The following is a 25,248-nucleotide window of genomic DNA, read 5'->3' as shown; positions in this document are numbered from 1 at the left end:
GGACCTCACATGACCAGAACAGCATTTACCTCCGTCCTGCTCTCCCTTGGTCTGCTGCTGCCGTTGGCGGCGCAAGCCAAGGTGAGCGCCGAGCAGGCGGCCCAGCTCAGTGGCACTCTTACCCCGTTCGGTGCCGAGCGCCAGGGCGATGCGGGCAAGGGCATCCCCGAGTGGACCGGTGGCATGACCCAGGCTCCGGCCGGTTATGGCGGCCCGGGCAGTTTTCACGTCGACCCCTTCGCGGACGAGAAGCCGCTGCGGGTGATCGATGCCCAGAACATGGATGCCGATGCCGCCAATCTCAGCGAGGGTGTCAAGGCGCTGCTCAAGACCTACCCGCAGACGTTCAAGCTGCCGGTCTATCCCAGCCATCGCAGCTTCGCCGCGCCGGAAGACGTCTACCAGAACACTGCCACCAACGCGCAGAAGGCCGAGCTGGGCGGCTCCGGCTACGGCCTGGTGGGTGCCTACGCCGGTATCCCGTTCCCGATTCCGGCCGATGGTCGGCAGGCCATCTGGAACCATATCGCCCGTTGGCAGGGGCGCTACATCGACGAGGTGGCGGTGACCGCCCAGGTCACCACCAGTGGCAGCTATTCCTTGCTGCGCGAGCGTATCCAGTTGCTGTCCAACTACTACAACCCGAAGAAGAGTGCCGACAGCCTGGGCAACCGCCTGTACTTCTTCGCCAGCGAGCTGCTGCCGCCATCGCGTGATGTCGGTCGTGCGCTGCTGGTGCACGAGACCATCGACCAGGTTGCCGAGCCGCGTTCGGCGTGGATCTACAACCCTGGCCAGCGTCGCGTGCGCCGTGCTCCGACCCTGGCCTACGACACGCCGATCGACGGTATCTATGCCGACGACACCGACATGTACAACGGGGCCACCGACCGCTACGACTGGAAGCTGGTCGGCAAGCAGTCACTGCTGGTGCCGTACCACAACTACGCCATGGAGAAGCCAGGGCGCAAGGTGGATGAGCTGGTCAAGCCGGGCCACCTGAACAGTGACCTGACCCGCTGGGAGATGCACCGCGTGTGGGTGGTCGAGGCCACTCTGCGCCCGGGCCAGCGCCATGTGCATGCCAAGCGCCGCTTCTACCTCGATGAGGACAGCTGGTACGCCCTGATGGTGGAGAACTACGACTCCCGTGGTGAGCTGTGGCACGTCAACCTGGCCTTCACCAAGAATGCCTACGAGGTGCCGGTGATCACCCCGGTGAATATCGTGTTCCATGATCTGATCGCCCGCACCTACACGGTGATCGGATTGCGCAACAACGAGAAGGCGCCACGTCAGTTCCTTCTGACGCCACCGCCGGAGAACTATTTCACGCCGGCCAGCCTGCGTCGCAAGGGCACGCAATAACGTCGTGACAGTGATAAGGGAGGGCTGCTGCCAGGGCTCTCCCTTCGACGCTCCCCGTCCGTGGCGAGCGCATAAAACAGATTTCCACCTTGGGGGTTCGGGCTTGTGGCATCGCCGCAGGGCGGAGCTTTGTCGCCGCAAATCCGGGCCGACCGAGAAACCCAACGGCTGAGTTCAAGCCACCGATTGCAGTGTTGCAAGAGCCCCAGGCTCGAGGTGCTGAATCATGAAAACAAGGAGAGTAATACCGTTCTTTCTGGCCGCGCTGTTCGGCCTCCTGCCCCTGGTCGCCAATGCCTATAGCGACAATTATCTGGTCGGCGTCGGCAAGTACGACGTCACCGGCGCCGCCGCCGAGGTCGGCATGATGGGCTATGCCGATCCCGCGCAAAAAAGCAGCGGCATCCACAACCGCCAGTACGCCCGTGCCTACATCATCGCGCAGCCCAATGACGGGCCGGCCGTGGTATTCGTCAACGTCGATGCCGGCGCGCTGTTCCAGTCGGTCAACCAGGCGGTGGTCGAGCGTCTGCGTCAGCGCTTCGGTGAACGCTACACCGAGGAGAATGTGGTGCTCAGCGCCACCCATACCCATGGCGCAGCGGGTGGACAGTCGCACTACGCGCTGTACAACGTGACCATCTTCGGCTTCATCAAGGAGAACTTCGAGGCACAGGTCAACGGCATCGTCGCGGCCATCGCCGAGGCCCACGCCAACCTGCGCCCTGGTCATGTGCTGATCAATCGCGGCGAGCTGAGCAACGCCAGCATCAATCGCTCGCAACCGGCCTACGACAACAACCCGGCTGAAGAGCGCGCCCGCTACGGTAGCTCGATCGATCCGGAAATGTTGGTGCTGCGTCTGCGCCAGGGCAATCGCGATGCCGGCATGATCAGTTGGTTCGCCGTACACCCGGTGTCCATGAGCAAGAGCAACACCCTGCTTACCAGCGACAATAAGGGCCGTGCGGAGTGGCGCTTCGAGGAGTTGGCCAAGGGCCAGGGCAATCCGGACTTCGTCGCCTCCTTCGCCCAGAGCAACCATGCGGACACCACGCCGAACCTCAATCTCGACGGCACCGGCCCCACTAATGACATGTGGCGCAATACCGAGATCATCGGCGACCGTCAGTTCGACAAGGCGCTGGCGCTGTACCAGGGCGCCAGCGTGCAGCTGACCGGCGCCGTCGACTTTCGCCACCAGTACAACGATTACTCGAAGATTCGTGTGCGCCCGGAATTCGGTGGCGGGCAGGCGCGCAATACCTGCAATGCCGCGCTGGGTTACGCCTTCGCCGCCGGCACCGAGGATGGCCGTGGCCTGGAGGATGTCGACGAGGGCACGGTGGAGACCAATCCGCTGCTCAACCTGATTACCCAGGTCATCACCCCGCCGACCCAGGCGGATATCGCCTGCCACGCGCCCAAGCCGATCATCCTCCAGCAGAGCGCGTTCAAGCCCTACCCCTGGAGCCCCGAGGTACTGCCGGCGTCGATCCTGCGCATCGGCCAGTTTTCCCTGCTGGCGGTGCCGGGTGAGTTCACCGTGATGTCCGGACGGCGCCTGCGCGAGACGGTGCGTGGCGTGCTCGGCAACGACCAGTGGTTGGTGGTGGCGGGGCTGTCCAACGCCTACGCCGGCTACGTCACCACGGGCGAGGAATACGACAAGCAGCACTACGAGGGGGGCTCGACCCACTTCGGTCGCTGGACCCTGGCGGCTTACCAGCAGGTGTTCCATGACATGGCGGTGGCCCTGCGCGACCAGCAGGCGGTGATCAATGTCCTGACCCCGCGTGATTTGCGTAACGACCAGCACAACTTCGTCACCGGCGTGGTCTACGACAACCCGCCGGTGGGCAAGCGCTTTGGCCAGTTGGTCACCGATGCCAATGCCCAGTACAGCATTGGTGACACTGTCCAGGCGGTGTTCTGGACCGGTCATCCGCGCAACAACCTGCGTACCGAGGGCACCTTCCTCGAGGTGCAGCGCAAGGTGAACGGCACCTGGCAGGTGGTGGCTGGCGACAATGACTGGAGCACCCAGTATCGCTGGCTGCGCAAGGACGGCTTCTGGGGCACCTCGCAGGCTACGTTGCGCTGGACCATCCCCGCAGGCACGCCGCCGGGCGAGTACCGTCTGGTCCACTACGGCGACAGCAAGGCGCCGGTGACCGGCAAGATCAGCGCCTTCTCCGGTGCCAGCCGCAGTTTCACCGTGCTCTGACAGCCGGGCCGGGGCTTCGCGCCTCGGCCCGGTAGTGACGATCCGTCACGAAACCCGCAGAATGGCCACTTTCGTCCCGCCGCTACGGCGGCGTGGACCTTGGTCAGTCTCTCGGGTCTCGTTCTGAACTATGCGAATGCGGTTGTTGTTGCTGGGTGGGGGTAATGCCCTGGGTCAGGCGCTGGTGCGCCAGGGGGCCGAAGAAGACGTTGGCTTTCTCGCCCCGCGTCCGCCGGAAGGTGGCTGGGACACCGCCAGCCTTACCCAGTTGCTCGACGAGACCCGCCCCGACGCGCTGATCAACCTGGCCTACTACTTCGACTGGTTCCAGGCAGAGACCTTCGACGAGCGGCGTTTCGCCCAGCAGGAGCGGGCCATGGAACGCCTGGCTCAGCTCTGCCAGCATCACAATATCCTGCTGTTGCAGCCCTCCAGCTACCAGGTGTTCGACGGTTCCCGTGCCACCGCCTACAGCGAGAAGGACGAGCCGGTGCCGCTGGGCCTGCGTGGCCAGGCGCTGCTGCGCATCGAGCAGTGCGTGCGCGCCACCTGCCCGCGGCACGTGCTGCTGCGCTTCGGCTGGCTGCTGGACGACAGTGCCGATGGTCTGCTCGGTCGCTTCCTGCGCCGTGCCGAGCATGACTCGGAGCTGGTCATGGCCGACGACCGTCGCGGCAATCCGACGCCGGTGGACGATGCCGCGCGTGTCATCCTCGCCGTGCTCAAGCAGCTGGATTGCCAGAGTCCGCTGTGGGGTATCTACCACTACGGCGGCCACGAGGCCACCACGCCGCTGGCCCTGGGCCAGGCGGTGATCGGCGAAGTGCGCGGCCTACATGCGCTCAAGGTGCAGGAAGTCAGCCCTCAGGCCCACGCCGCCCGTCCGGACGCCGCCGAAGAGCCGCAGCACGCGGTGCTGGCCTGCAAGAAGATCCTGCACACCTTTGGCATCAAGCCGCGGGCGTGGCGCGCCGGGCTGCCGGCCCTGCTGGATCGTTACTACCGTCGTGCCTGACGCTGCTTCGAGAGCCCTAATGTCCGACTCCCTGATCCTGATTACCGGCGGCGCCGGCTTCATCGGCTCCCATCTCTGTGACGCCTTGCTGGCCGCTGGCCACCGGGTGCGCGTGCTGGACAACCTGTCCACGGGCAAGCGTGAAAACCTGCCGTTGCACGACGCTCGCGTCGAGCTGATCGAGGGCGATGTTGCCGACGCGACGCTTGTGCGCCGTGCCGTGGCTGGTTGCAGCGCGGTGGCACACCTGGCCGCCGTGGCCTCGGTGCAGGCCTCGGTAGACGACCCGGTGGGCACCCACCAGAGCAACTTCGTCGGCACCCTGAATGTCTGCGAGGCCATGCGCGAGGCCGGCGTAAGGCGGGTGCTGTTCGCCTCCAGTGCGGCGGTGTATGGCAACAACGGTGAGAGCGTGGCAGTGGCCGAGGACACGCCCAAGGCGCCGCTCACTCCCTATGCCTCGGACAAGCTGGCCAGCGAGCACTACCTCGACTTCTACCGTCGCCAACATGGGCTGGAGCCGGCGATCTTCCGCTTCTTCAATATCTTCGGCCCACGCCAGGATCCGTCCTCGCCCTATTCCGGGGTGATCAGCATCTTCACCGAGCGCGCGCTGGCCGGCCGCCCCATTACCGTATTCGGCGATGGCGAGCAGACCCGTGACTTCTTCTATGTGGACGACCTGGTACCGCTGCTGGTGGATGCCCTGAGTCGAGCCGAAGTCGAGCCTGGCGCGGTGAACGTCGGTCACAGCCAGTCGATCAGCCTTAACCAGTTGCTGGAGGCCATTCGCCAGGTGCTTGGCGGCTTGCCCGAGGTGAGCTTCGGCCAGGGGCGCTCCGGTGACATCCGTCACTCCAAGGCGGATAACACCCTGCTGCGCCAGCGCTACCGCCTGGCACCAGCCACTCCACTGGATGAGGGTCTGTCCAGCCTGCTCCGCCGATGAAGCGGCGCAGGTTGCGGGTAAACGCCCGGCACAAAAAAGCCCCGCGAGTGCGGGGCTTTTTTGTGCGGCGGGGGAAGGCTTAGAACTTGTAGCCCAGGCCGACCATGTAGACGAACGGATCTACGTCCACGTCCACTTTCACCTTGTCGCCAAGAATGTTGGTGGTGCCTTCGGTGTCGATGTCGATGTAGCGCACCTGGGCATTGACCATCAGGTGGTCGGTCAGCATGTAGTCCATGCCGATCTGCGCGGCCAGGCCCCAGGAGTCTTTCAGATCGAGGCCGCTGAAGCCCTTGTCCTCGGCTTCGCTGGTCAGCTTGGTGTCGAAGAACCAGGTGTAGTTGATGCCGGCACCGACATAGGGCTGGAAGGCCGAGCTGGCTTCCAGCGGGTAGTAGACGACGCTAAGGGTCGGCGGCAGGTGTTTCAGCTCACCGAGCTTGCCATTGAGGCCAGCGTACGGGCCAGGCATGCCGCTGACGCCGACATCGTGGCTGAACGGGGTGGCGGCCAGCAGCTCGACACCGACGTGGTCGGTGACCATGTAGGCGAAGTTCAGGCCCAGCTGGGTGTCGCTGTCCAGGGTGGCTTTGGTGCCAGATACGTTGGTACCGAGTGCACCTACCCAGATGTCGCTGCTGTCTTCGTGCGGGTCGACGGTCACAGCACCGGCACGGACGATGATGTCGCCGGCCTTGTGAGCCTGGGCCAGCGGGGCGGCCAGGGCGAGGGCAATCAGGGAGGTGGCGAGCAGTGTTTTCTTCATCATGGAGCTCCGGGGAGTCAGCAATGTGTGTTGGCTGACTGTCATCCTACGGAGCCCCGCGAGTGACTTTTTGACCTGGCTCAATAGCCGTGTGATCGAGGGTGCGGCTGGCTGTCGCACTACATCTCGTAGGGGTAGATCTTCTCGGCGGACATCTGGTAGCCGGCATTGCCCATCTCGCTGCTGCGTGCCTCGACCTTCATCGGGCCCTCGATCCAGAAGGGCTGGTAGAGCGCGTCCATCAGCACGCCCAGCTCGCTGGTGACGTGCACGATCTGGTTGGACGGCGGCGGCGGCACGTGGATGCAGGCGCCGAAGTAGGGTACGAAGAGGAACTCGGTCACCCGGCCTTCCTCTGTCACGTCCAGCGGCACGATGTACCCGGGCAGTTTGACTTGCTGGCCGTCCAGCGCCTTGATCACCGGCGCATCCGGCGATTGCTGCTGGGCCGCCGGGCCGCTCTCGGCGGCCAGTGCGTCGGCCAGCTGCGATAGATCGTGCATCGGTGCCTGCTGTGCTGTTTGTGGTGGCGCATCCTTGGGGATCAGCTCGCTCCAGGTCAGCTCTCGCACATCGTCTGCCAAGGCGGCGGGTGCCCACAGCGGGCTGGCGATGGCGAGCAGCAGGGCGAACAACAGATGACGCATGGGCAACCTCATAGACGAATGGACAGGCCGTCGGCCAGCGACTGCCGATAGGCGCGCCAGGCCGGCACGGCGCCCATCAGCAGGGCGGCGCCCAGAATAGCGCCGAGCAGGCTCCACTCATAGGCGCTGGGTAGCGCCAGCGGCAGGTGCAGGCCATATTGCGCCTGCACCCAGCCCTGGCTGACGGCGATGCCGCCATACAGTAGGGCCAGGCCCAAAGCAGCACCAGCCGCGGCCAGCACCAGCGCCTCCAGCACCAGTAGCCCGGCAATGTGCCAGGGCCGTGCGCCCACCGAACGCAGGATGGCCATCTCGCGGCGGCGCTCGTTGAGGCTGGTGAGGATGGCGGTGAGCATGCCGATCAGGCCGGTCAGCACGACGAACAGCGAGACCACGAACAGCGCCTTCTCGGCTGTGCCCATCAGACTCCACAGCTCCTGCAGGGCCACGCCCGGGAGGATCGCCAGCAGCGGCTCGCCGCGGAATTCGTTGACCTGGCGTTGCACGGCGAAGGTGGCGACCTTGCTCTTCAGGCCGAGCAGCACGGCGGTGATCGCCTTGGGCTGCAGGTGCATGTCGCGCGCCTGCTCGGCGGAGACCTTGGCGTTGCCGCGCGCCGGCATGCCGTTCTGCCAGTCGACGTGAAGTGCCTCCATGCCCTCCAGCGAGATGTGCAGGGTACGGTCTACCGGTGTGCCGGTGCGGGTGAGGATGCCGACCACGGTGAAGGGCTTGTCGTCGTGCTGGGTCAGGCTGACGGTGGCGACGCCGTGGGCCAGGACGATCTGGTCGCCGAGCTTGTACTTCAGTGCCTCCGCCACCTCGGCGCCGAGCACCACCTCGAACAGGTCGGCGAAGGGCTTGCCCTGGGCCAGCTGCAGCGGCTGGGCGCGGCCGTAGCGGTAGTGCTCGAAGTAGCCGGGGTCGGTACCCAGCACACGGTAGCCACGGTGCGAGTCGCCCAGTGACAGCGGGATCGCCCACTTCACCTGCGGGTGTTTGGCCAGGGTCTCGAAGCTGTCCCAGCGGATATTGTTGGTGGCGTTGCCGATGCGGAATACCGAATACAGCAGCAGGTTCACCGAGCCCGAACGGGCGCCGACGATCAGGTCGGTGCCGCTGATGGTGCTGGCGAAGCTGGCGCGTGCCTCGGTACGCACGCGCTCGACGGCCAGCAGCAGGCACACCGACAGGGCGATGGCGAACACCGTGAGCAGCGCGGTGAAGCGGCGGTTGGCCAGGCTGGCCAGGGCGATGCGGAGCAGGTGCATTTAGGGTCTGTTCCCGTTTTTTTGTGGGCCGCGTTGCTGCGTCAAATGGCGCCAGGCTAGGCGCGGGACGCAGGCAATGGTCGCTCCCTTGGCAAGTTCCGCAACAACGCGTGGCGCCATTTGACGCGCAACCCGACGGGCCGGGCCAGTTTTTGCGCGGCGTTGCGTTATTCGTCGTTCATTTGGAATAACCAAACCTCTCTCCTCATGCCTTTCTCCACGCAAAAACTGGCTCCGGCGCGGCCCACAAAAAAAACGGGAACAGACCCTATACCTCCACCGGCTTGGCGGCACGGTTGAGCTCGGCCAGCGACACGCTGCGGTCGAACAGCGGCGCCAGGCTCTGGTCGTGGCTGACGAACAGCAGGCTGGCGCCGGCGGCGCGGCATTCGGCGAACAGCAACTGGAGGAATGCCTCGCGGGCGTCATGGTCCAGCGCCGAGGTCGGCTCATCGGCGATCACCAGCTCCGGCTGGCCGATCAGCGCGCGGGCGGCGGCGACGCGTTGTTGCTGGCCGATGGACAGCGAATCGGCGCGGCGTTCCAGTAACTCGGCCTTCAGTCCCAGGTGTTCGAGCAGCTGCGCGGCAGCGCCATCGACGCTGCCATGGCGTTCCTTGGCCCGCTGCGCGCGGCTCTTCGAGAAGCGGCAGGGCAGCTCGACGTTCTCGCGCACGGAGAGGAATGGCAGCAGGTTGAACTGCTGAAAGATGTAGCCGGTGTGGTCGACGCGGAAGCGGTCGCGGGCGCCGGAGGACAGCGTTGCCAGCTCCTGGCCGAGCAGCTTGAGGCTGCCACGACCGGGCTTCTGCACGCCGCCGAGCAGGCCGAGCAAGGTGGTCTTGCCGCTGCCGCTGGGGCCTTTGAGGAACAGGCTCTCGCCACGTTGCAGGGTGAAGGCGGGGATATCCAGCAGCTCGGCCTGGCCGGGCCAGGCGAAGCCGAGGTCTTGGAGTTCGATCAGTGCGTCGGGCATGGGCGATTCGCGCGTCGGAGATGGCGACAGCTTAAAGGCAAGCAGGCGGACGGCGCACCCGACAGGTGCGCCGCAAATGTGTCAGAAGCTCAGGCGCGAGTTGCGCGGAGTCAGCTCGGCGCCTTGCTGGCCGCTGGGGCCAATCAGCTGCACTTCGAGTTTCTCGGTGCCGGGGAAGGTGCCGAAGAAGCTGCCCAGCTCCAGGGTCTTCAGCGCCTCGGCATTGGCGCAGGTGAAGTGGTAACTGGCGTCGATGTCGCTGTGGCCGTGTTCGTCGCCGTGCTCATGCTCTGCGTGCTCGGCGTCGCCGAACAGCGGGCTCTCCAACTCGCTTTCCTGTAGCGCGCACTTGGCCTCGATCGGCAGGGCGAACAGCGCCTGCGGCTGCTCCAGGTGCTTGCGCGTGCTGGCGACCTTGGCCTTGTCGGCATCGTTCTTGGCTGCGTGCTCGAAGCCGAGCAGATTCATCGCCGGGCTCTCCAGCTGGATCTCCAGGGTCTGCCCGTCCAGCGCCACGTTGAGGCTGGCCACACCGTGCTCGTGGGCGCCGAGGCTGCCGTGCTCCTCATGGGCATGATCGTGGTCGTGCACATGCTCATGGCTGTCGGCCTGGGCGATGGTGAAGGGCAGCAGAGCGAAGGGCAGGGCGAGCAGGGTGCGACGCATGGGGCAAACTCCGGCGATCAATTGTTAGGTTATGTTGTAACACTTAGTCGCTGTGATTGGCCAGCCCCGGTCGGCATGGCAGCATGGTGGCCTGATGTTCTGGAGTGGGCGAGATGCTGCGAATCAAGGGGCGAGTTGGTGACTGGCCGGTGGACCTGACGGTGGAGATGGATGCCGAGGACTGGGCGCAACTGGTCGCCCGCCTGCCGCTGGAAGCGGCGCCACCTGCCGTGGCGAAAGCCGCGCCCGTGGCCGGCCCGAGCAACGATCTGTGGCCGCAGGCCCTGCAGCTGCTGCAGACCGCCGGCAGCATGGAGGGGCCGCAGTTACTCGGCGAGCTGGCCGCCCTGGCCGGTGGCGAGGCAGCCGGCAAGCGCCTGCTGGTGCGCCTGCGTCATTGCCCGCAGGTGCAGATAGAAAGCGGCGCCGAAGCGCCGCTGTATCGCTGGATCAGCTAGGGACTGGTTCCGTTCGGCACTGCTTGTGCCGAAATGGGAGCAGTACTAACCGGCCTGGTTCACCGTCACGTCCGGTGCGCCGCGCTCAAGCTGCGCGCGGATGACTTCAGGAATCGGCGTCTTGGTGAAGGCCTGGGCGTCGACCATCACATAGGTGATCTCGCTGCGAGCGATGGCTGCCTGGTCGGAATGGCGGCGGATATCCACCTGCAGGGTGAATGAGCTGTTGCCCAGGCGCAGGGTGCTGGCTTCCAGCTGCAGCACATCATCGAAGCGTGCCGGCGCGCTCCAGTCGGTGACCATGCGTACCACCTGGCTGTCCAGGCCCTGCTCCAGCAAGGCCTGATAACTGCCGAACACGGCGCGGTAGAACTCTGTCGCCGCCACGTCGACGTAGTCGCCATAGCGGGCGTTGAACACCACCTGCTGGGCGTCGCATTCGCCGTAGCGCACCCGCAGCAGCAGGCGGAAAGGTTGGGTCATATAGGGGCCTTTACGATCTTCTGAATTAGAGCCAGACAAGGCGAAAACGGCTGAGGGCGCGGAGTTTACGGGGTGTAAATGAGCAGCCCGAGACGCCGTGTCCCGGGCCGTTTTCAACGCAGTATGGCCGACAGTCAGGAGATCGTTTCAGTAGATCGCCTGGTACAGCTTGCGGCGGTACAGGGTCACCAGCGGGTGATCATTGCCCAGCAGGTCGAACACCTGCAGCAGGGTCTTGTGGGCGATGCCCTCGGCATAGCTGCGATTACGCACGAACAGCTTGAGCAGGCCGTCCAGCGCGGCCTCGTATTGCTGACGCGCCAGCTGCTGGATGGCCAGCTGGTAGGTCGCCTCGGCGTCGTTCGCATCTTGCGCCAGGCGGCTCTTCAGCTCGGCGCCATCCGGCAGGTCGGCGGCCTGACGGAGGAAGGTCAGCTGCGCCTTGGCACCGGCCAGGGCCTGCTTGTGCTCGTCGCCCTTGACCGCGCCCAGCACCGCCTCGGCTTCGCCCAGCTCGCCGCGCTCGGCCAGGCAGCGCGCGTAGAGGATCAGCGCCGCGGCGTTCTCGTTGTTCTCGGTCAGCACCTGCTTGAGCAGGGTCTCGGCCTCGCCGAAACGCTCCTCGGTGAACAGAGCCTGGGCGGTCTCCAGCGGGTCGGCGGCCAGCGGCGCCGGCTCGGCCACGTGCGGTTTGAGCATCTCGCGGATGGCCGACTCCGGCTGGGCACCGGCAAAGCCGTCGACCGGCTGGCCATCCTTGAACAGCACCACGGTCGGCAGGCTGCGGATGCCGAAGCGGGCGACGATGTCCTGCTCCACGTCGCAGTCGACCTTGGCCAGCAGCAGCTCGCCGCGGAACTCCTCGGCGATCTTCGCCAGCAGCGGCATCAGCGCCTTGCACGGCGCGCACCACTCGGCCCAGAAGTCCACCAGCACCGGTTTGTGGAAGGAGTTCTGGATCACCAGCTGCTCGAAGTTGGCGGCGCCGGATACGTCGAAGATGTAGGGGGTATCGCTCATGGTTTTTCTCGGAGAGGCGAAAGACTGGAACTATAAATGCGGGCGCTGCCCGGCGGAAACAAGCCCGGCATGCATCCGGGCCACAGCGGCTCAGCGTTTCGCGTGATACAGGCTGACGCTGCGGAACTCCGCCGGCTCGGCCAGATCCGGCCAGGTGCAAGCGTCGAGCAGGCCCAGGCGCTGGTACAGCGGATGCTGGAAGTCCTTGACCCGCGAGTCGGCCACCAGGGCTTCCCGGCCGCGAGTGAGGAAGGCGTCGAGCAGCGGCAGGTTGGCGCGGTCGTAGAGCACGTCGGCGACGATGATCAGGTCGAAGCGGTCGTCCTCGGTGAAGAAATCCAGCGAGTAGCTCAGCTCCACGCCATTCAGCTCGGCGTTGGCCCGGCAGGAGGCGATGGCCAGCGGATCGAGATCGCAGGCCACCACTTCCGCAGCGCCTGCCTTGGCCGCAGCGATGGCTGCCACGCCGGAGCCGGCGCCGAAGTCGAGCACGCGCTTGCCGCGTACCCACTCGGGTTTTTCTGCCAGCCAGCGCGCCAGGGCCAGGCCGCTGGCCCAGCAGAAGCTCCAGTAGGGCGGCTCCTCGAGGATGCGCCGGGTCTCTTCCGGGCTGAAGCTGCGGTCCATGTTGGCCGGGTCGACCAGCCACAGGCGGATATCGGTGCCGGGCAGGGTCTCGGCGCTCAGGCGGGCGTCGCCGAGCAGCTGTTGCAGGGCGTCCTGCAGGGCGGCGGGGGCATTCATGGGGCCGGCACGAGCTGCAGGTCACCCACCGACTGCGAATCGGCGCTCTGGATCAGGCGCGATGGCAGGTGCAGGATCAGGCGGCCGGACTGGCTGGCGCGGCCACGCAATTCGACCTTCTGCTGCACTGGAAACTCTGCCGGGTCGAAGCCCAGGCGAAACGGCAGGGCGTTGCCGGAGCCGACCAGTTTCAGGCTCGACAGCAGGCGCTGCGGGCGGCCGCGCTCGTCCACCACCAGCAACGCCAGTTCGACATCAGCCCTGGCCGGCACGCCGAGCAGCTTGCCTTGCAACTCATGGAGGAAGGGCGCTGGTGTCGGTTCGGGAGTCTTGATCGAATGTGTCGGTTCGGCGGGTGCCGGCTTTGGCGCTTCGGAAGCACAGGCCGTGAGCAGGATGATCAGGCTGGAAAGGGCGAGCAGACGCAGGGGCATCGGGCTACCAGTGCGGGTAAGGACAATGTGCTGGATTTTCCCAGCAGCGCCGGGGCAAATGCAAAGGAAAGCGCCGGTAGTGTCAGGACGATCAGGTGATTGGGCGTCGCCGGGTGGAAAGCCGCGAGCATTCTCTGTCGATACGGAGATGCCTATGGCTGTGTGGTGGTAGGGTGGATAAGCAGGACAACGGCTTAGGAATACCGTAAGGATCGACAACCTTCAGGCTGCCGTAACGGAGTCTTCGAAGGCAGAACTTCAAGTCCGCAGGATGTGCGCAGTCGCAAGGAGGACAAGGTGCCAGCCACCTGTGAGCACAGGCTCGGAGGTGGCCGGCGCAGGGGCAGGTCAGTTTTCGTAGCGCAGGGTAAGCGCGAAATTGCGCGGGGCGCCGTAGTAGTTGCCGGTATCCGTGCTGAAGATGGCGGTGTAGTACTTCTCATCAAACACGTTGTTGAGGTTCAACTGGACGCTGACATTCTGGTTGATGCGATAGTTGGCGTTGAGATCGACCAGGTTGTAAGCGCCCTGGGTGATGTTGTTCAGGTACAGCTTGCTCTGGTGATAGACACTGGTACCCACTCGCCATTGGTCCAGCCCACCCGGCAGCTGATAGGTAGTAGCCGCCTTGAACAGTCGCTGAGGCGAGTTTTCCGTACCGTAGATGTCGCCCTTGCTGGCCCCGGCAACGTACTTGGGATGGCTGTAGGTGTAACCCATCGAGGCATTCCAGCCTGGCATCAGCTCGCCCGACACTTCCGCATCGAAACCTCGGTTACGCACCTTGGCGCCTTCGGTATAGCAACGGGCATCGCGGGTCGGCCCACAGACACGGCCTGCCTCGGGTACGACCTGGGGCAACCCCGCCTGATCGACCTGGAACAGCGCCAGAGAGGCGTTGAGTCTGCCGTCGAACAACTCGTTCTTCAGGCCGATCTCGTAGTTGCTACCCGTCGTGGGAGCGAGCAACTTGTTGTCGACACTGTAGTTGCTTTGCAGTTTGTAGATTTCAGTGTAACTGGCGTAGACCGAGGTCTGATCGGTGATGTCATAGACGATGCCACCGTACGGAATGACCTTGCGGTCTTCCTTGAAACGGTCGGTTTCCCATGGGCCCTGGGTATCGTAATCGACCCAGCTCAAGCGGCTGCCAAGGATCACGTGGAGGTCGTCGGTAGGATTGAGGCGGGTAGCTGCGTAGATCCCTTTGTCCTTGCGCACATGGCGGCTTGGTGTGAGGTCCCCGACTATTTCCGGTTTGGGGAATTGCGAAGAATCGAAGTCGAGGACATCCACCGTAGGGTAGACGCTCGGCGAGCCGGTCACGTATTGCAGGCGATCGCGGCGCACGCTCGTGCCCACGACCACTTCGTGCTTGCGGCCCATCAGGTTGAATGCGCCGTTCAGCGCTGCGTCCAGGTTGATCTGCTCGTCATCGTATCTGGCGCTGTTGGGGTAGTACTGCATCGACGAGTCGGTATCGAAGGTGTGATAGCCGACCTGCGCCAGAAAGTCCGCATTGGACCAGATGAGATTGGTCGCGACGGTCAGGTTCCAGTCTTCGTTGAACGAGTGCTTGATATCGGCGAAGACGTTGCGGTTCAGCTTGTCCAGATAGGCCCATTTGCCGGCCGTGGAGGTCGAACGGGAGAGGTCGTAGAAGCTGCCGTCCAGGCGTGTCGGCAGTCCACCCCAGTCGTAGCCGTTGTTGTTGTCCTGCTGCACCGATCCACCGACGGTCAAGGTGGTCGAGTCACTCAGATCCGCTTCGCCGATTGCATAGAACAGCTGGTTTTCCTTGCCGGCGTAGTCCTGGTAGCTATTGCGGTTGTTGTACATCAGTACCGTTCGACCGCGCAGGGTCCCTTCGGCATTCAACGGGCCGCCGACATCCAGCTGGGTCCGGTAGTTATCCCATGAACCCGCGCCTATCTCGGCTTTGAGCTGATAGTCCTGGGTAGGCCGCTTGCGCACCATGTTGATGGCCGCCGAGGGGTTGCCCGCACCCTGCAACAGGCCATTGGCGCCGCGCACGATCTCGACCCGATCATATATGGCCATGTTGTTCACGGACATGACGTCCATCGAGAAGCTTTCGGTCACGCTGGTCGGCAGGCCGTCGACCTGCAGGTCGTCCACCTGGAAACCTCGCGCGTAATACAGTGGACGCTCGGTGCCGAACCCCTTGACGGTATTGATCCCTGTCGCGGCCATGGCCACGTCTTCCAAGGACTGCATGTTCTGGTCGTTCATCTGCTGGCGGGTGACGACGCTGATGGATTGTGGCGTTTCGCGAATCGACAGGTTCATCTTGGTGGCGGTGCTGGTCACGCCTGTGGTGTAGGAGCCAGTACCTTCCGTGGTCGCGCCGAGGCGGCTGGTGCTGATGCTGGTCGCCCCCAGTTGCAGGGCGCTCCCGGTTTCGACTTCCTGTACCGTCAGGGTGCCGTTGTCGGTGACCAGCAGTTGCAGGTTGGTACCGCTCAGGGCCTGGCGCACGGCTTCTTCCGCGCTGAAATCGCCGCGCACGGCAGCGGACTGCTTGCCTTGCAGCAGCGTGGGGTCGGCGGCGATCACCCGGCCGCTTTGCCGGGCGATCTGGCGCAGGGTCTGTTCCAGCGGGCCGCTGGCGATATCGAAGCCGAGCCTGGCTTCGGCAGCCTGGGCGGCATGAATTGGCAGCAGGGCCAGGGTACCGCTGGTGGCCAGGGACACGGCCAGCGCCAGGCTGGCGGGGTTCAAACGGGTGGGGCGCATCGGGTGCATTCCTCGTTGGTTTTCGTTGGCATTCGCTAGCCATGTCCAACGAGGCGGGAAAATCCCTCACATGATGAGAAATATTTTTATTCAGCGGCTGTCGATCAGGGTCAGCCAGGGGCCGTAGCGCTCCATGCGAATCGGCAGGACCTCGGCCAACGCTTGCAGGGCGCGTTCGCTGTCGTCCAGGGGAAATACGCCGAATACCCGTAGTCTTGCGGCTTCCGGCGAGACGCGCAGCAGGCCGCGACGATAGGGGCGCAGGGCGTCGATGACGGCCTCCAGCGGTTCGTCGCGAACTTCCAGCAGGCCGTCAACCCAGCTCGCGTAGCGGCTCGGGTCCGTCGCCTGCGGGCTCACAGAGGTGCTGCTGAAGCGCAAGGTGCCGCCACTTTCGACGACAGCATGCTGGCCACCGAGGGTGCTGACCTCGACGCTGTGCTCCTGCACGGATACCAAGCTGTGGCTGCCTGTCTGGCGAACGGTGAAGCGTGTACCCAGTGCGCGGACCCGGCCTTGGGCGGTCTGCACCAGGAAGGGGCGGCTGGCATCGGCGGCTACGCTGACCTGCAGTTCGCCTTCGCGCAAGCGCAGCAGGCGCAGGTCTGCGCTGAAATCGAGATCCACTGCCGAGCGCGCATTGAGGATCAGCAGGCTGCCATCCGGCAAGCTGATGCGGCGGCGCTCGCCGGTACCGCTGCGCAGGTCGGCGAACACCGCGTTCAGCGGCATGTTGCGTTGCAGGGCGATACCACCGGACAGACCAAGCAGCACCAGCAGAGCGCCGCTGCCGCCAAGCAGCTTGCGTCTGCTGGCGGAAAGCCCCGGCTGGCGCAACGCCTGGGTGGCGGCGTGCAACTGGCCGGGCATCTGCCGCTCAGCCTGGACCAGCCGGGCCAGAGGCTCTGCCAACTGACCCTGCAGGTGCTCCCAGGCGTGTCGATGGCGCGGGTCCTGCGCCAGCCAGGTCTCGAAAGCCTGGCGTTCTGCCGTGCCGGCGCTGCCCGAGTCCAGCCGCATCATCCAGTCGATGGCCGCTTCGCCGATGGGGTCGAGGCGCCTGCCGCCGCTCATGGCGCCTCCTGCAGGCGGGCGAGATAAAGATGGGTCAGGGCACGCTTGATCCAGCGTTCGACCGTGGCCAGGGAGACGCCGAGCTCCGCGGCGATCTGTGCATGGGGCAGTCCTTCCAGGCGGTTGAGCAGGAAGGCATGGCGCACGTTGCCTGGCAGGCCGTCCAGCAGGCGGTCGATGGCCTCCAGCGCCTCGCGCACCAGAGCATATTCCTCCTCCGAGGGAGCGACGGGCTCCGGGAGGCTGGCCAGGGCCGACAGGTAGCTCTGCTCCAGTTCATGACGGCGCCAGAAGCTGCACAGGATGCGTTTGGCCACGGTGCAGAGGAACGCCCGGGGCTCCTGGAGCCTTTCGAGTTGCGGGGAATTGAGGACGCGCAGGAAGGTGTCCTGGGTCATGTCCGCGGCATCGGCACGGTTCTGCAGTTTCTTGCAGAGCCAGGCGTACAGCCAGCCGTGGTGGTCGGCATAAAGGCTGTGCAGGGAAGAGGGCGACGAGCTTTTGTCGGCAGGCATGTGTGAGTAATCGAAGTTCATGAAAATCGTTCTCATCTTCTCCGCCGATCTGTGCTTTGGCAAGTCGGCTTCGTTCCGGGGTGTTCATTTGTCAGGGCAAACGGATGCGCTACCATGAGCCTCCATTTCCTGGGCGCCTTCCTGTAATGCATTGTCCTTTCTGCGCTGCCAACGACACCAAGGTCATCGACTCCCGCCTGGTCGCCGAGGGTGACCAGGTGCGCAGGCGCCGCGAATGCGTGGCCTGTGGTGAGCGCTTCACCACCTTCGAGACTGCCGAACTGGTGATGCCGCGCCTGATCAAGTCCGACGGCAGCCGCCAGCCCTTCGATGAAGACAAGCTGCGCGCCGGCATGCAGCGCGCGCTGGAGAAGCGACCGGTCAGCATCGAGCGCCTGGAAGAGGCCATCGCCCATATCAAGCATCGCCTGCGCGCCACTGGTGAGCGCGAGATCAAGTCGCGGGTGCTCGGCGAGCTGGTGATGACCGAGCTGCAGAAGCTCGACGAAGTCGCCTACATCCGTTTCGCCTCGGTCTACCGGCGCTTCCAGGACCTCAACGAGTTCCGCGAGGAGATCGAACGCCTGGCCCGCGAGCCGTCCAAGGAATGAGTGTGGTCGATCAGCAATTCATGGCCCGCGCGCTGGAACTGGCGCGCAAGGGGCTGTATTCCACCCATCCGAATCCACGCGTTGGCTGCGTCATCGTCCAGGGCGACAAGATCGTCGGCGAAGGCTGGCACGCCAAGGCCGGCGAGCCGCATGCCGAGGTGCACGCGCTGCGCCAGGCCGGCGACAAGGCCCGTGGTGCCACCGCCTACGTCACCCTGGAACCCTGCAGCCACCACGGCCGCACGCCGCCCTGCGCCGATGCGCTGGTGGCCGCCGGGGTGGCCCGCGTGGTGGCGGCCATGCAGGACCCCAACCCGCAAGTTGCCGGACGCGGCCTGCTGCGCCTGATGGGTGTCGGTATCGCCGTGCACAGCGGCGTGCTGGAGGCCGAGGCGCGCGAACTCAACGCCGGCTTCATCAAGCGCATGGAGCAGGGCCTACCGTTCGTGCGGGTCAAACTGGCCATGAGCCTGGACGGTCGCACCGCCATGGCCAGTGGCGAGAGCCAGTGGATCACCGGCCCCGAGGCGCGCGCCGCGGTGCAACGCCTGCGCGCCCGTTCCAGCGTGGTGATCACCGGCGCCGACACCGTGCTTGCCGATCAGGCGCGCCTGACCGTGCGCGCCGAGGAACTGGGTCTGAACGCCGAGCTGACTGCCCTGGCCATCGACCGCCCGCCGCTGCGCGTGCTGGTCGACGGACGCCTGCGCGTGCCGCTGGCATCACCCTTCTTCCAGGCCGGCCCGGCGCTGGTCGCCACCTGTGCGGCGGCCTCTGCCCGCGAGCGTTTCACCGAGGAGCGCCACGAGCTGCTGGCGCTGCCCGGCAGCAACGGCCACGTCGATCTGCGCAAGCTGCTCACCGAGCTGGCCGGGCGCGGCGCCAACGAGGTGTTGGTCGAGGCCGGGCCCAAGCTGGCCGGAGCCTTCGCCCGCGCCGGGCTGGTCGACGAGTACCAGCTGTTCGTCGCGCCCAAGTTCCTTGGCTCCAGCGCCAGGCCGTTGCTGGACTGGCCGCTGGCGCGCATGGCCGAGGCGCAGGATCTGGAGATTCGCGATATCCGTGCGGTCGGTGGCGACTGGCGGATCACTGCGGTGCCCAAGCCGCGCTGAGGCATTTCGATTGGTTTGATCGAAGCGCCGCCATGCAGCGGCGCGGCAAATATGGTAAAAAGCCAGCCGCGCTCACTTTGGTGGGCGCAACGTTCTCAGGGCGGGGTGTGATTCCCCACCGGCGGTAATGGCCTAGGCCTAGCCCGCGAGCGCTCGCCACGGCACCTGCCGCGCGAGGTCAGCAGACCCGGTGTGATTCCGGGGCCGACGGTATAGTCCGGATAAAGAGAGAGCGGGATTCCCTTCCGGGGCGCCGTCCGTCTGCGTCCGCGAAAATCCCTATCGATCGGCATTGCCCTGTTTTTGACCAAAACAGGAGATCATCCATGCTGCATTGCACCATTCACCGGGAGGACGCATGTTCACCGGCATAATCGAATCCATCGGTAGCATCCGTGCCATGACGCCCAAGGGCGGCGACGTGCGCGTCTACGTCGAGACCGGCAAGCTGGATCTGGGCGACGTCAAGCTGGGCGACAGCATCGCGGTCAATGGCGTGTGCCTGACCGCGGTCGAGCTGCCTGGCGACGGCTTCTGGGCCGATGTCAGCCGCGAGACCCTGGCGCGCACCGCCTTCATCGATCTGAAGGCCGGCAGCCGGGTCAACCTGGAGAAGGCCCTGACCCCGACCACCCGCCTCGGTGGTCACCTGGTCAGCGGCCACGTAGACGGCGTCGGCGAGATCGTCAAGCGCGAGGAAAATGCCCGCGCCATCCAGTTCACCGTACGTGCGCCGCGCGAGCTGGCCAAGTACATCGCGCTGAAGGGCTCGATCACCGTCGACGGCACCAGCCTGACGGTCAACGCCGTCAACGGCGCCGAGTTCGAGCTGACCATCGTGCCGCACACCCTGGTCGAAACCATCATGGCCGACTACCGGCCGGGACGTAAGGTCAACCTTGAGGTGGACCTGCTGGCGCGCTACCTGGAGCGCCTGCTGCTCGGCGACAAGGCCGCCGAACCTAGCGCTTCCGGCATCAGCGAAGCTTTCCTCGCCGAACACGGCTACCTGAACAAGTGAGATTGCCAGCATGGCCCTGAATACCGCAGAAGAACTGATCGAAGACATCCGCGCCGGCAAGATGGTCATCCTCATGGATGACGAGGACCGCGAGAACGAGGGCGACATCATCATCGCCTCCGAATGCACCACCGCCGAGCACATCAACTTCATGGCCCGCTTCGCCCGTGGCCTGATTTGCATGCCGATGAGCCGCGAGCGCTGCGAGCTGCTCAAGCTGCCGCTGATGGCGCCGCGCAACGGCTCCGGCTTCGGCACCAAGTTCACCGTTTCCATCGAGGCCGCCGAGGGTGTGACCACCGGCATCTCCGCCGCCGACCGCGCACGTACCGTGCAGGCCGCCGTGGCCAAGAACGCAGTGGCCGACGATATCGTCAGCCCCGGCCACATCTTCCCGCTGATGGCCCAGCCCGGCGGCGTGCTGGCCCGCGCCGGCCACACCGAGGCGGCTTGCGACCTGGCGCGCATGGCCGGTTTCGAGCCTTCCGGCGTGATCTGCGAGATCATGAACGACGACGGCACCATGGCCCGTCGCCCGGAGCTGGAGAAGTTCGCTGAGGAGCACGGTCTGAAGATCGGCACCATCGCCGACCTGATCCACTACCGCCTGATCCACGAGCGCACCGTCGAGCGCGTCAGTGAGCAGCCGCTGGACACCGAGCTGGGCCAGTTCACCCTGGTCACCTACCGTGACGGCGTAGAGAACACCGCGCACATGGCCCTGACCCTGGGCAAGGTGTGCGCCGAGGAGCCGACGCTGGTCCGCGTGCACAACATGGAGCCGCTGCGCGACCTGTTCCTGGTCAAGCAGCCCGGGCGCTGGAGCCTGCGCGCGGCGATGGCCGAAGTGGCCAAGGCCGGCAGCGGCGTGGTGCTGCTGCTCGGCAACCCGCTCACCGGCCCGGAGCTGTTCGCCCACCTGAACAAGCAGCCGACGCCGAGCCCGGCGACCTACAGCACCGTCGGTGCCGGCTCGCAGATCCTGCGTGATCTGGGCGTGCGCAAGATGCGCCTGATGAGCTCGCCGATGAAGTTCAACGCCATATCCGGCTTTGACCTGGAAGTTGTAGAATACCTGCCCGCCGAATAAGGCCCTGAGCCAGGAGTGCTGCGCGCCGCGTCTAGATCGGCCGCAGCCCTTGGTCAGTGCCCCACAAGTGGGCTTAACTTTTTCATCACGGAGTGCCTCAGGCATTCCGGCTCTTTATCCGAATCGAGACTCGCCCATGACCCTGAAGACCATCGAAGGTACCTTCATCGCCCCGCAAGGCAAATACGCCCTGGTGGTTGGCCGCTTCAACAGCTTCGTCGTCGAGAGCCTGGTCAGCGGCGCCGTCGACGCCCTGGTCCGCCACGGCGTGAAGGAAAGCGACATCACCGTCATCCGCGCGCCGGGTGCCTTCGAAATTCCGCTGGTCACCCAGAAAGTCGCCCAGCGCGGCGAGTTCGCCGCCATCATCGCCCTCGGCGCGGTGATCCGTGGCGGTACCCCGCACTTCGAATACGTCGCCGGCGAGTGCACCAAGGGCCTGGCCCAGGTGTCCATGGAATACGGCGTGCCGGTCGCCTTCGGCGTACTGACCGTCGACTCCATCGAGCAGGCCATCGAGCGCTCCGGCACCAAGGCCGGTAACAAGGGCGCCGAAGCTGCTCTGTCCGCCCTGGAAATGGTCAGCCTGCTGGCGGCCCTGGAGGCCAAGTGAGCCTAAATCACGACGACAGCCAGGACGCTCCGCAGCCCAAGGCCAAGGGCAAGATCGCGCAGCGTCGCGTGGCCCGTAGCCTGGCCATGCAGGCACTGTATCAGTGGCACATGGCCGGTCAGTCGCTGAACGAGATCGAAGCGCAGTTCCGCGTCGACAACGACTTCAGCGGCGTCGACGGTGCCTACTTCCATGAGATCCTGCATGGCGTGGCGCACCAGAAGACCGAACTCGACGAGGCCTTCGCGCCGTTGCTGAGCATCCCGCTGGACGAGCTGGACCCGGTCGAACTGGCCATCCTGCGCCTGTCCGCCTGGGAGCTGAAGAGCCGCGTCGACGTGCCCTACAAGGTCGTGATCAACGAAGGCATCGAGCTGGCCAAGACCTTCGGCGCCACCGACGGGCACAAGTTCGTCAACGGCGTGCTGGACAAGCTGGCGCCGACCCTGCGCGGGCCGGAAGTCAACGCCGGCAAGCGCTGAGGCTTTGGGCGAGTTCGAGCTGATTCGTCGCTACTTCGCCGCCGCGCCCTGTGCGCAGGCGGCCGAAGGCGTTGCCCTCGGCATCGGCGACGACTGCGCTCTGCTGCAACTGCCGCCCGGCCAGCAACTGGCCCTGTCCACCGATACCCTGGTGGACGGCGTGCACTTTCCCCATTCCTGCGATCCTTTCCTGCTTGGCCAGCGCGCCCTGGCGGTGAGCGTCAGCGATCTGGCTGCCATGGGCGCCGAGCCGCTCGCCTTCACCCTGGCGCTGACCCTGCCCACGGCCGAGCCGGCCTGGCTGGAGGGCTTCGCCCGAGGTCTGTCGCAGATGGCCGGGCAGTGCCGCATTGCCCTGGTCGGTGGCGACACCACGCGCGGACTGCTGAGCCTGACCCTGACTGTGTTCGGTCGAGTACCGACGGGGCAGGCGCTGACCCGCAGCGGCGCGCGCGCGGGCGATCTGCTCTGCGTCGGCGGCAGCCTGGGCGACGGTGCTGGGGCGCTGCCGCTGGTGCTGGGCGCGCAGCAGGTGCCAGGCGAGTCGGCCGACTATCTGCTGCAGCGTTACTGGGCGCCGCAGCCGCAGCTGGCCCTCGGCCAGTGGCTGCGTGGCCGGGCCACGGCGGCGCTGGATATTTCCGACGGTTTGCTGGCCGACTGCGGCCATATCGCCGCGGCTTCCGGCGTGGAACTGCAGATCGAGCGTGATCGCGTGCCGCTGTCGCCCGCCCTACGCGACCTGGCCGGTGAGCGGGCGCTGGACTGTGCGCTGGCCGGTGGCGACGACTATCGCCTGGCCTTTACCCTGCCGGGCGAACTCCTGCCGGTGCTGCGGGCCCAATGGCCAGAGGCCGTGGTAATCGGCCGCGTCGTGGCAGGGCAGGGCTTACAGCTGCTGGACGGCGAGGGCCGTCGCCTTGAGCCGCCACGGGCGGGCTATCAACATTTCGCACAACAAACATAGAGATGCATGGTGACTGAAGTCGTGAAAGTCGCGCCGCAGGTATGGCGCAATCCCTGGCACTTCCTCGCCTTCGGCTTCGGCTCCGGGCTGATGCCCAAGGCGCCAGGCACCTGGGGCTCGCTGGTGGCGATCCCGTTCATCCCGCTGTGGCAGATGCTGCCGGACTGGGGCTACTGGCTGATGCTCGGCGTGACCATGCTGTTCGGCTTCTGGCTGTGCGGGCGGGTGGCCGAGGACATGGGCGTGCACGACCACGAGGGCATCGTCTGGGACGAGATGGTCGGTATGTGGATCACCCTCTGGCTGGTGCCGGAGGGATGGCAATGGATACTGCTAGGCTTCTTGGTGTTCCGCCTGTTCGACATCCTCAAGCCCTGGCCGATTCGCTGGATAGATCGCCATGTGCACGGAGGCATCGGCATCATGCTGGACGACGTGTTGGCGGGTGTATTCGCCTGGGTGGCCATGCAGCTTCTGGTCTGGGGACTGGCCTGAGGCAAGGAATGCCCATGTATAAGTGGATGCTGGGACTGGTTCTCGGGCTGTTCGGCGTCTGCGCTCAGGCGGGCCAGCCTCTGCCAGATCATGTGCGGTTGGTCAGCGAGTACTGGGTGGGGTACACCAATCGCGATGGTTCCGGGCTGGCCTGGGAGATCATGCGCGAGGTGTTCGGGCCTGCCGGTGTGCGCGTGGATCAGCGCAATGTGCCATACACCCGCTCCGTTGGGCTGGTGCAGCGTGGCGAGGCCGATGCCTGGCTGGGTTCGTATTTAGGGGAAGTCCGTGAGAACGTCATCTATCCCCGCTGGCCCTATGACGCCGACCCTATCGTCGCCCTTGGCCTGGTCGGCAAGCCGGTGCCCGATCTGCAGTCGCTGAAAACGTATCGACTGGCGTGGATGCGCGGCTATGGCTATCAGAAGTACCTGCCAGGGCCGCTGGAGTTCCAGGAGATCGAGCGGCGCTCGGGCATTCTCGGCATGCTTGAGCGCGGGCACGCCGATTTCTACATTGATGCGTTCACCGAGGCGTCCGATGTGCTGAAGAGTGGGCCTCAGCCGGAACGCTTTCGCATCACGTCGTTGACCCGCTTGCCGCTGTATGTAGGCTTTGCCGATACTGCGCGCGGGCGTGCCCTGGCCGACCTCTTCGACCGACGCATGGCCGAGTTGGTACAGAGCGACAAGCTGCGAGCGATTTTCCACCGCTGGCAGCAGCCCTATCCGTTCGATGAGGACATGGAGAGACCCGATGCGTCGCCTTGAGCTGTTTGCCGCCGGCCTGTTGCTGGCCATGACCCCGCAGTTGCACGCCGAGCCCCAGGTGCAGGTAGTTGGACTTTTCCCCGGAGCGGCGGTGCTGCTGGTCGACGGCCACCGCAAGCTCGTGCGGGCAGGCCAGACCGGGCCGGGTGGCGTCAAGGTGGTGAGTGCGGACAACAAGGGTGCCGTGCTCGAAATCGAAGGCGTGCAGCGCAGTTACGCAATGTCGCGCGAATACAATCAGTCTGCGCCGACTGGCGAGTTGCAGAAGAACCAGCTCAGCATCAGCCGTGGTGCCGGCAATCACTACTGGGTGGCTGGCTCCATCGAGGGCCATCCGGTGCAGTTCCTGGTCGATACCGGGGCCACCTCGGTCGCGATGAACGAGGGCCAGGCCCGTCGCCTTGGTATCGACTATCGGGTGCAGGGGCGCCCTATGGTGGCCAACACGGCCGGCGGTACCATCAAGGCCTGGCAGATCAAGCTGGACAGCGTGAAGATCGGCAGTCTGGAGGTGCTTGGCGTAGAGGGTGCCGTCCTGGAAGGCGACTCTCCCACCGAAGTCCTGCTGGGCATGAGCTTCCTCAGCCGGGTGCGTTGGCGTGAGGAGAATGGCGTACTGCAACTGGAGTCCAAGCTGTAGCGACCGATTCATCGGCCCTTTCGATCCTTATCGCCGATAATTCAGGCTGCGCCGTGCGCCGCCTCGGCTGGTACAAT

The 25,248-nt window shown here is 65.3% G+C and carries 27 protein-coding genes and 1 riboswitch; of the genes, 15 read left to right on the top strand and 12 right to left on the bottom strand.

Annotation, left to right across the window (positions count from 1 at the left end; translation table 11 throughout):
- The first annotated feature begins 9 nt into the window (after positions 1 to 9).
- From IB234_RS14555 to IB234_RS14540, 4 genes are all read left to right on the top strand, one after another.
- Positions 10 to 1,368 (top strand): DUF1329 domain-containing protein, encoded by a 1,359-nt coding sequence (locus tag IB234_RS14555; protein WP_192318960.1) that lies wholly within the window; start codon positions 10 to 12, stop codon positions 1,366 to 1,368.
- Between the two features lie 226 nt (positions 1,369 to 1,594).
- A complete protein-coding gene (locus tag IB234_RS14550; protein ID WP_192318957.1) occupies positions 1,595 to 3,595 on the top strand; it encodes a neutral/alkaline ceramidase in 2,001 nt (666 codons plus the stop codon).
- Positions 3,596 to 3,725: 130 nt separating this feature from the next.
- Positions 3,726 to 4,610 carry a sugar nucleotide-binding protein gene (locus tag IB234_RS14545; RefSeq protein ID WP_192318954.1) on the top strand — a complete coding sequence of 295 codons (885 nt, stop codon included), beginning with the start codon at positions 3,726 to 3,728 and terminating at the stop codon, positions 4,608 to 4,610.
- A gap of 19 nt (positions 4,611 to 4,629) precedes the next feature.
- Positions 4,630 to 5,559, top strand: a complete 930-nt coding sequence (locus IB234_RS14540; protein WP_192318951.1) for an NAD-dependent epimerase/dehydratase family protein — start codon at positions 4,630 to 4,632, stop codon at positions 5,557 to 5,559.
- A 79-nt stretch (positions 5,560 to 5,638) separates the two neighbouring features.
- On the opposite strand, the gene IB234_RS14535 is transcribed toward IB234_RS14540, so the two are convergent.
- From IB234_RS14535 to IB234_RS14515, 5 genes are all read right to left on the bottom strand, one after another.
- Positions 5,639 to 6,325: an OmpW/AlkL family protein gene (locus IB234_RS14535; RefSeq protein WP_192318947.1), complete on the bottom strand. Its 687-nt coding sequence runs from the start codon at positions 6,323 to 6,325 to the stop codon at positions 5,639 to 5,641.
- A 119-nt stretch (positions 6,326 to 6,444) separates the two neighbouring features.
- On the bottom strand, positions 6,445 to 6,972 hold the full coding sequence (locus IB234_RS14530; RefSeq protein WP_192318944.1) for a DUF3299 domain-containing protein: 528 nt from the start codon (positions 6,970 to 6,972) through the stop codon (positions 6,445 to 6,447).
- Between the two features lie 8 nt (positions 6,973 to 6,980).
- On the bottom strand, positions 6,981 to 8,243 hold the full coding sequence (locus IB234_RS14525) for an ABC transporter permease (protein WP_192318941.1): 1,263 nt from the start codon (positions 8,241 to 8,243) through the stop codon (positions 6,981 to 6,983).
- A gap of 268 nt (positions 8,244 to 8,511) precedes the next feature.
- Positions 8,512 to 9,219 carry an ABC transporter ATP-binding protein gene (locus tag IB234_RS14520; protein ID WP_192318938.1) on the bottom strand — a complete coding sequence of 236 codons (708 nt, stop codon included), beginning with the start codon at positions 9,217 to 9,219 and terminating at the stop codon, positions 8,512 to 8,514.
- Between the two features lie 81 nt (positions 9,220 to 9,300).
- Positions 9,301 to 9,885, bottom strand: coding sequence for a DUF2796 domain-containing protein (locus IB234_RS14515; RefSeq protein WP_192318935.1), 585 nt, complete (start codon positions 9,883 to 9,885; stop codon positions 9,301 to 9,303).
- A 113-nt stretch (positions 9,886 to 9,998) separates the two neighbouring features.
- Between IB234_RS14515 and IB234_RS14510 the strand changes: the two genes are divergently transcribed.
- The gene (locus IB234_RS14510) at positions 9,999 to 10,343 is read left to right on the top strand and encodes a hypothetical protein (RefSeq protein ID WP_192318932.1); all 345 of its coding nucleotides are present in this window, start codon (positions 9,999 to 10,001) and stop codon (positions 10,341 to 10,343) included.
- Between the two features lie 45 nt (positions 10,344 to 10,388).
- On the opposite strand, the gene IB234_RS14505 is transcribed toward IB234_RS14510, so the two are convergent.
- The 7 genes from IB234_RS14505 to IB234_RS14475 form a co-directional block, all read right to left on the bottom strand.
- Positions 10,389 to 10,826: an acyl-CoA thioesterase gene (locus IB234_RS14505; RefSeq protein ID WP_192318929.1), complete on the bottom strand. Its 438-nt coding sequence runs from the start codon at positions 10,824 to 10,826 to the stop codon at positions 10,389 to 10,391.
- 147 nt (positions 10,827 to 10,973) lie between these two features.
- On the bottom strand, positions 10,974 to 11,846 hold the full coding sequence (gene trxA, locus IB234_RS14500) for a thioredoxin (protein WP_192318926.1): 873 nt from the start codon (positions 11,844 to 11,846) through the stop codon (positions 10,974 to 10,976).
- A 90-nt stretch (positions 11,847 to 11,936) separates the two neighbouring features.
- The gene (locus IB234_RS14495) at positions 11,937 to 12,590 is read right to left on the bottom strand and encodes a class I SAM-dependent methyltransferase (RefSeq protein ID WP_192318923.1); all 654 of its coding nucleotides are present in this window, start codon (positions 12,588 to 12,590) and stop codon (positions 11,937 to 11,939) included.
- A complete protein-coding gene (locus IB234_RS14490; RefSeq protein WP_192318920.1) occupies positions 12,587 to 13,024 on the bottom strand; it encodes a hypothetical protein in 438 nt (145 codons plus the stop codon). Before IB234_RS14490 ends, IB234_RS14495 begins: the two co-directional genes overlap by 4 nt.
- Before the next feature lie 348 nt (positions 13,025 to 13,372).
- On the bottom strand, positions 13,373 to 15,781 hold the full coding sequence (locus tag IB234_RS14485; protein WP_225580580.1) for a TonB-dependent siderophore receptor: 2,409 nt from the start codon (positions 15,779 to 15,781) through the stop codon (positions 13,373 to 13,375).
- A gap of 90 nt (positions 15,782 to 15,871) precedes the next feature.
- A complete protein-coding gene (locus IB234_RS14480; protein WP_192318914.1) occupies positions 15,872 to 16,855 on the bottom strand; it encodes a FecR family protein in 984 nt (327 codons plus the stop codon).
- On the bottom strand, positions 16,852 to 17,370 hold the full coding sequence (locus tag IB234_RS14475; protein ID WP_192318911.1) for a sigma-70 family RNA polymerase sigma factor: 519 nt from the start codon (positions 17,368 to 17,370) through the stop codon (positions 16,852 to 16,854). Before IB234_RS14475 ends, IB234_RS14480 begins: the two co-directional genes overlap by 4 nt.
- Before the next feature lie 146 nt (positions 17,371 to 17,516).
- Here IB234_RS14475 and nrdR point away from each other — a divergent pair, with 146 nt between their 5' ends.
- From nrdR to IB234_RS14425, 10 genes are all read left to right on the top strand, one after another.
- The gene (gene nrdR, locus IB234_RS14470; RefSeq protein WP_192318907.1) at positions 17,517 to 17,981 is read left to right on the top strand and encodes a transcriptional regulator NrdR; all 465 of its coding nucleotides are present in this window, start codon (positions 17,517 to 17,519) and stop codon (positions 17,979 to 17,981) included.
- A complete protein-coding gene (ribD, locus tag IB234_RS14465) occupies positions 17,978 to 19,093 on the top strand; it encodes a bifunctional diaminohydroxyphosphoribosylaminopyrimidine deaminase/5-amino-6-(5-phosphoribosylamino)uracil reductase RibD (RefSeq protein ID WP_192318904.1) in 1,116 nt (371 codons plus the stop codon). The genes nrdR and ribD overlap by 4 nt, the downstream gene beginning before the upstream one ends.
- Positions 19,094 to 19,180: 87 nt before the next feature.
- A riboswitch (FMN riboswitch) is annotated at positions 19,181 to 19,331 on the top strand.
- Positions 19,332 to 19,451: 120 nt separating this feature from the next.
- Complete coding sequence (locus IB234_RS14460) at positions 19,452 to 20,114, top strand: riboflavin synthase (protein ID WP_192318900.1); 663 nt, start codon at positions 19,452 to 19,454, stop codon at positions 20,112 to 20,114.
- Positions 20,115 to 20,124: 10 nt separating this feature from the next.
- Positions 20,125 to 21,204, top strand: a complete 1,080-nt coding sequence (ribBA, locus tag IB234_RS14455) for a bifunctional 3,4-dihydroxy-2-butanone-4-phosphate synthase/GTP cyclohydrolase II (RefSeq protein WP_192318897.1) — start codon at positions 20,125 to 20,127, stop codon at positions 21,202 to 21,204.
- 136 nt (positions 21,205 to 21,340) lie between these two features.
- Entirely contained in the window at positions 21,341 to 21,817 is a 477-nt protein-coding gene (gene ribE / locus IB234_RS14450; RefSeq protein ID WP_043310363.1) for a 6,7-dimethyl-8-ribityllumazine synthase, read from the top strand.
- Positions 21,814 to 22,299: a transcription antitermination factor NusB gene (gene nusB / locus IB234_RS14445; RefSeq protein WP_192318894.1), complete on the top strand. Its 486-nt coding sequence runs from the start codon at positions 21,814 to 21,816 to the stop codon at positions 22,297 to 22,299. Before ribE ends, nusB begins: the two co-directional genes overlap by 4 nt.
- 4 nt (positions 22,300 to 22,303) lie before the next feature.
- Entirely contained in the window at positions 22,304 to 23,266 is a 963-nt protein-coding gene (gene thiL, locus IB234_RS14440; RefSeq protein ID WP_192318891.1) for a thiamine-phosphate kinase, read from the top strand.
- A 6-nt stretch (positions 23,267 to 23,272) separates the two neighbouring features.
- Positions 23,273 to 23,761, top strand: a complete 489-nt coding sequence (locus tag IB234_RS14435; RefSeq protein ID WP_192318888.1) for a phosphatidylglycerophosphatase A — start codon at positions 23,273 to 23,275, stop codon at positions 23,759 to 23,761.
- A gap of 8 nt (positions 23,762 to 23,769) precedes the next feature.
- Positions 23,770 to 24,531 carry a substrate-binding periplasmic protein gene (locus IB234_RS14430; protein ID WP_192318885.1) on the top strand — a complete coding sequence of 254 codons (762 nt, stop codon included), beginning with the start codon at positions 23,770 to 23,772 and terminating at the stop codon, positions 24,529 to 24,531.
- Entirely contained in the window at positions 24,518 to 25,171 is a 654-nt protein-coding gene (locus IB234_RS14425; protein WP_192318882.1) for a TIGR02281 family clan AA aspartic protease, read from the top strand. Before IB234_RS14430 ends, IB234_RS14425 begins: the two co-directional genes overlap by 14 nt.
- The last annotated feature ends 77 nt before the right edge of the window (positions 25,172 to 25,248 follow it).

This window comes from Pseudomonas sp. PDM16 (assembly GCF_014851865.1).
Lineage (GTDB): Bacteria > Pseudomonadota > Gammaproteobacteria > Pseudomonadales > Pseudomonadaceae > Aquipseudomonas.
The sequence above is the reverse complement of the archived record's forward strand: the minus strand, read 5'-3'. Positions and strand labels throughout refer to the sequence as shown.

Coding starts and splice junctions, on each gene's coding strand:
- ribBA (WP_192318897.1), top strand. CDS start 20,125: ATGGCCCTGAATACCGCAGAAGAACTGATCGAAGACATCCGCGCCGGC.
- IB234_RS14545 (WP_192318954.1), top strand. CDS start 3,726: ATGCGAATGCGGTTGTTGTTGCTGGGTGGGGGTAATGCCCTGGGTCAG.
- IB234_RS14530 (WP_192318944.1), bottom strand. CDS start 6,972: ATGCGTCATCTGTTGTTCGCCCTGCTGCTCGCCATCGCCAGCCCGCTG.
- IB234_RS14435 (WP_192318888.1), top strand. CDS start 23,273: ATGGTGACTGAAGTCGTGAAAGTCGCGCCGCAGGTATGGCGCAATCCC.
- IB234_RS14525 (WP_192318941.1), bottom strand. CDS start 8,243: ATGCACCTGCTCCGCATCGCCCTGGCCAGCCTGGCCAACCGCCGCTTC.
- IB234_RS14430 (WP_192318885.1), top strand. CDS start 23,770: ATGCCCATGTATAAGTGGATGCTGGGACTGGTTCTCGGGCTGTTCGGC.
- IB234_RS14510 (WP_192318932.1), top strand. CDS start 9,999: ATGCTGCGAATCAAGGGGCGAGTTGGTGACTGGCCGGTGGACCTGACG.
- IB234_RS14540 (WP_192318951.1), top strand. CDS start 4,630: ATGTCCGACTCCCTGATCCTGATTACCGGCGGCGCCGGCTTCATCGGC.
- IB234_RS14555 (WP_192318960.1), top strand. CDS start 10: ATGACCAGAACAGCATTTACCTCCGTCCTGCTCTCCCTTGGTCTGCTG.
- ribE (WP_043310363.1), top strand. CDS start 21,341: ATGACCCTGAAGACCATCGAAGGTACCTTCATCGCCCCGCAAGGCAAA.
- IB234_RS14485 (WP_225580580.1), bottom strand. CDS start 15,781: ATGCGCCCCACCCGTTTGAACCCCGCCAGCCTGGCGCTGGCCGTGTCC.
- IB234_RS14475 (WP_192318911.1), bottom strand. CDS start 17,370: ATGCCTGCCGACAAAAGCTCGTCGCCCTCTTCCCTGCACAGCCTTTAT.
- IB234_RS14520 (WP_192318938.1), bottom strand. CDS start 9,219: ATGCCCGACGCACTGATCGAACTCCAAGACCTCGGCTTCGCCTGGCCC.
- IB234_RS14535 (WP_192318947.1), bottom strand. CDS start 6,325: ATGAAGAAAACACTGCTCGCCACCTCCCTGATTGCCCTCGCCCTGGCC.
- IB234_RS14550 (WP_192318957.1), top strand. CDS start 1,595: ATGAAAACAAGGAGAGTAATACCGTTCTTTCTGGCCGCGCTGTTCGGC.
- IB234_RS14490 (WP_192318920.1), bottom strand. CDS start 13,024: ATGCCCCTGCGTCTGCTCGCCCTTTCCAGCCTGATCATCCTGCTCACG.
- IB234_RS14505 (WP_192318929.1), bottom strand. CDS start 10,826: ATGACCCAACCTTTCCGCCTGCTGCTGCGGGTGCGCTACGGCGAATGC.
- IB234_RS14495 (WP_192318923.1), bottom strand. CDS start 12,590: ATGAATGCCCCCGCCGCCCTGCAGGACGCCCTGCAACAGCTGCTCGGC.
- IB234_RS14480 (WP_192318914.1), bottom strand. CDS start 16,855: ATGAGCGGCGGCAGGCGCCTCGACCCCATCGGCGAAGCGGCCATCGAC.
- nrdR (WP_192318907.1), top strand. CDS start 17,517: ATGCATTGTCCTTTCTGCGCTGCCAACGACACCAAGGTCATCGACTCC.
- IB234_RS14425 (WP_192318882.1), top strand. CDS start 24,518: ATGCGTCGCCTTGAGCTGTTTGCCGCCGGCCTGTTGCTGGCCATGACC.
- trxA (WP_192318926.1), bottom strand. CDS start 11,846: ATGAGCGATACCCCCTACATCTTCGACGTATCCGGCGCCGCCAACTTC.
- IB234_RS14515 (WP_192318935.1), bottom strand. CDS start 9,885: ATGCGTCGCACCCTGCTCGCCCTGCCCTTCGCTCTGCTGCCCTTCACC.
- ribD (WP_192318904.1), top strand. CDS start 17,978: ATGAGTGTGGTCGATCAGCAATTCATGGCCCGCGCGCTGGAACTGGCG.
- IB234_RS14460 (WP_192318900.1), top strand. CDS start 19,452: ATGTTCACCGGCATAATCGAATCCATCGGTAGCATCCGTGCCATGACG.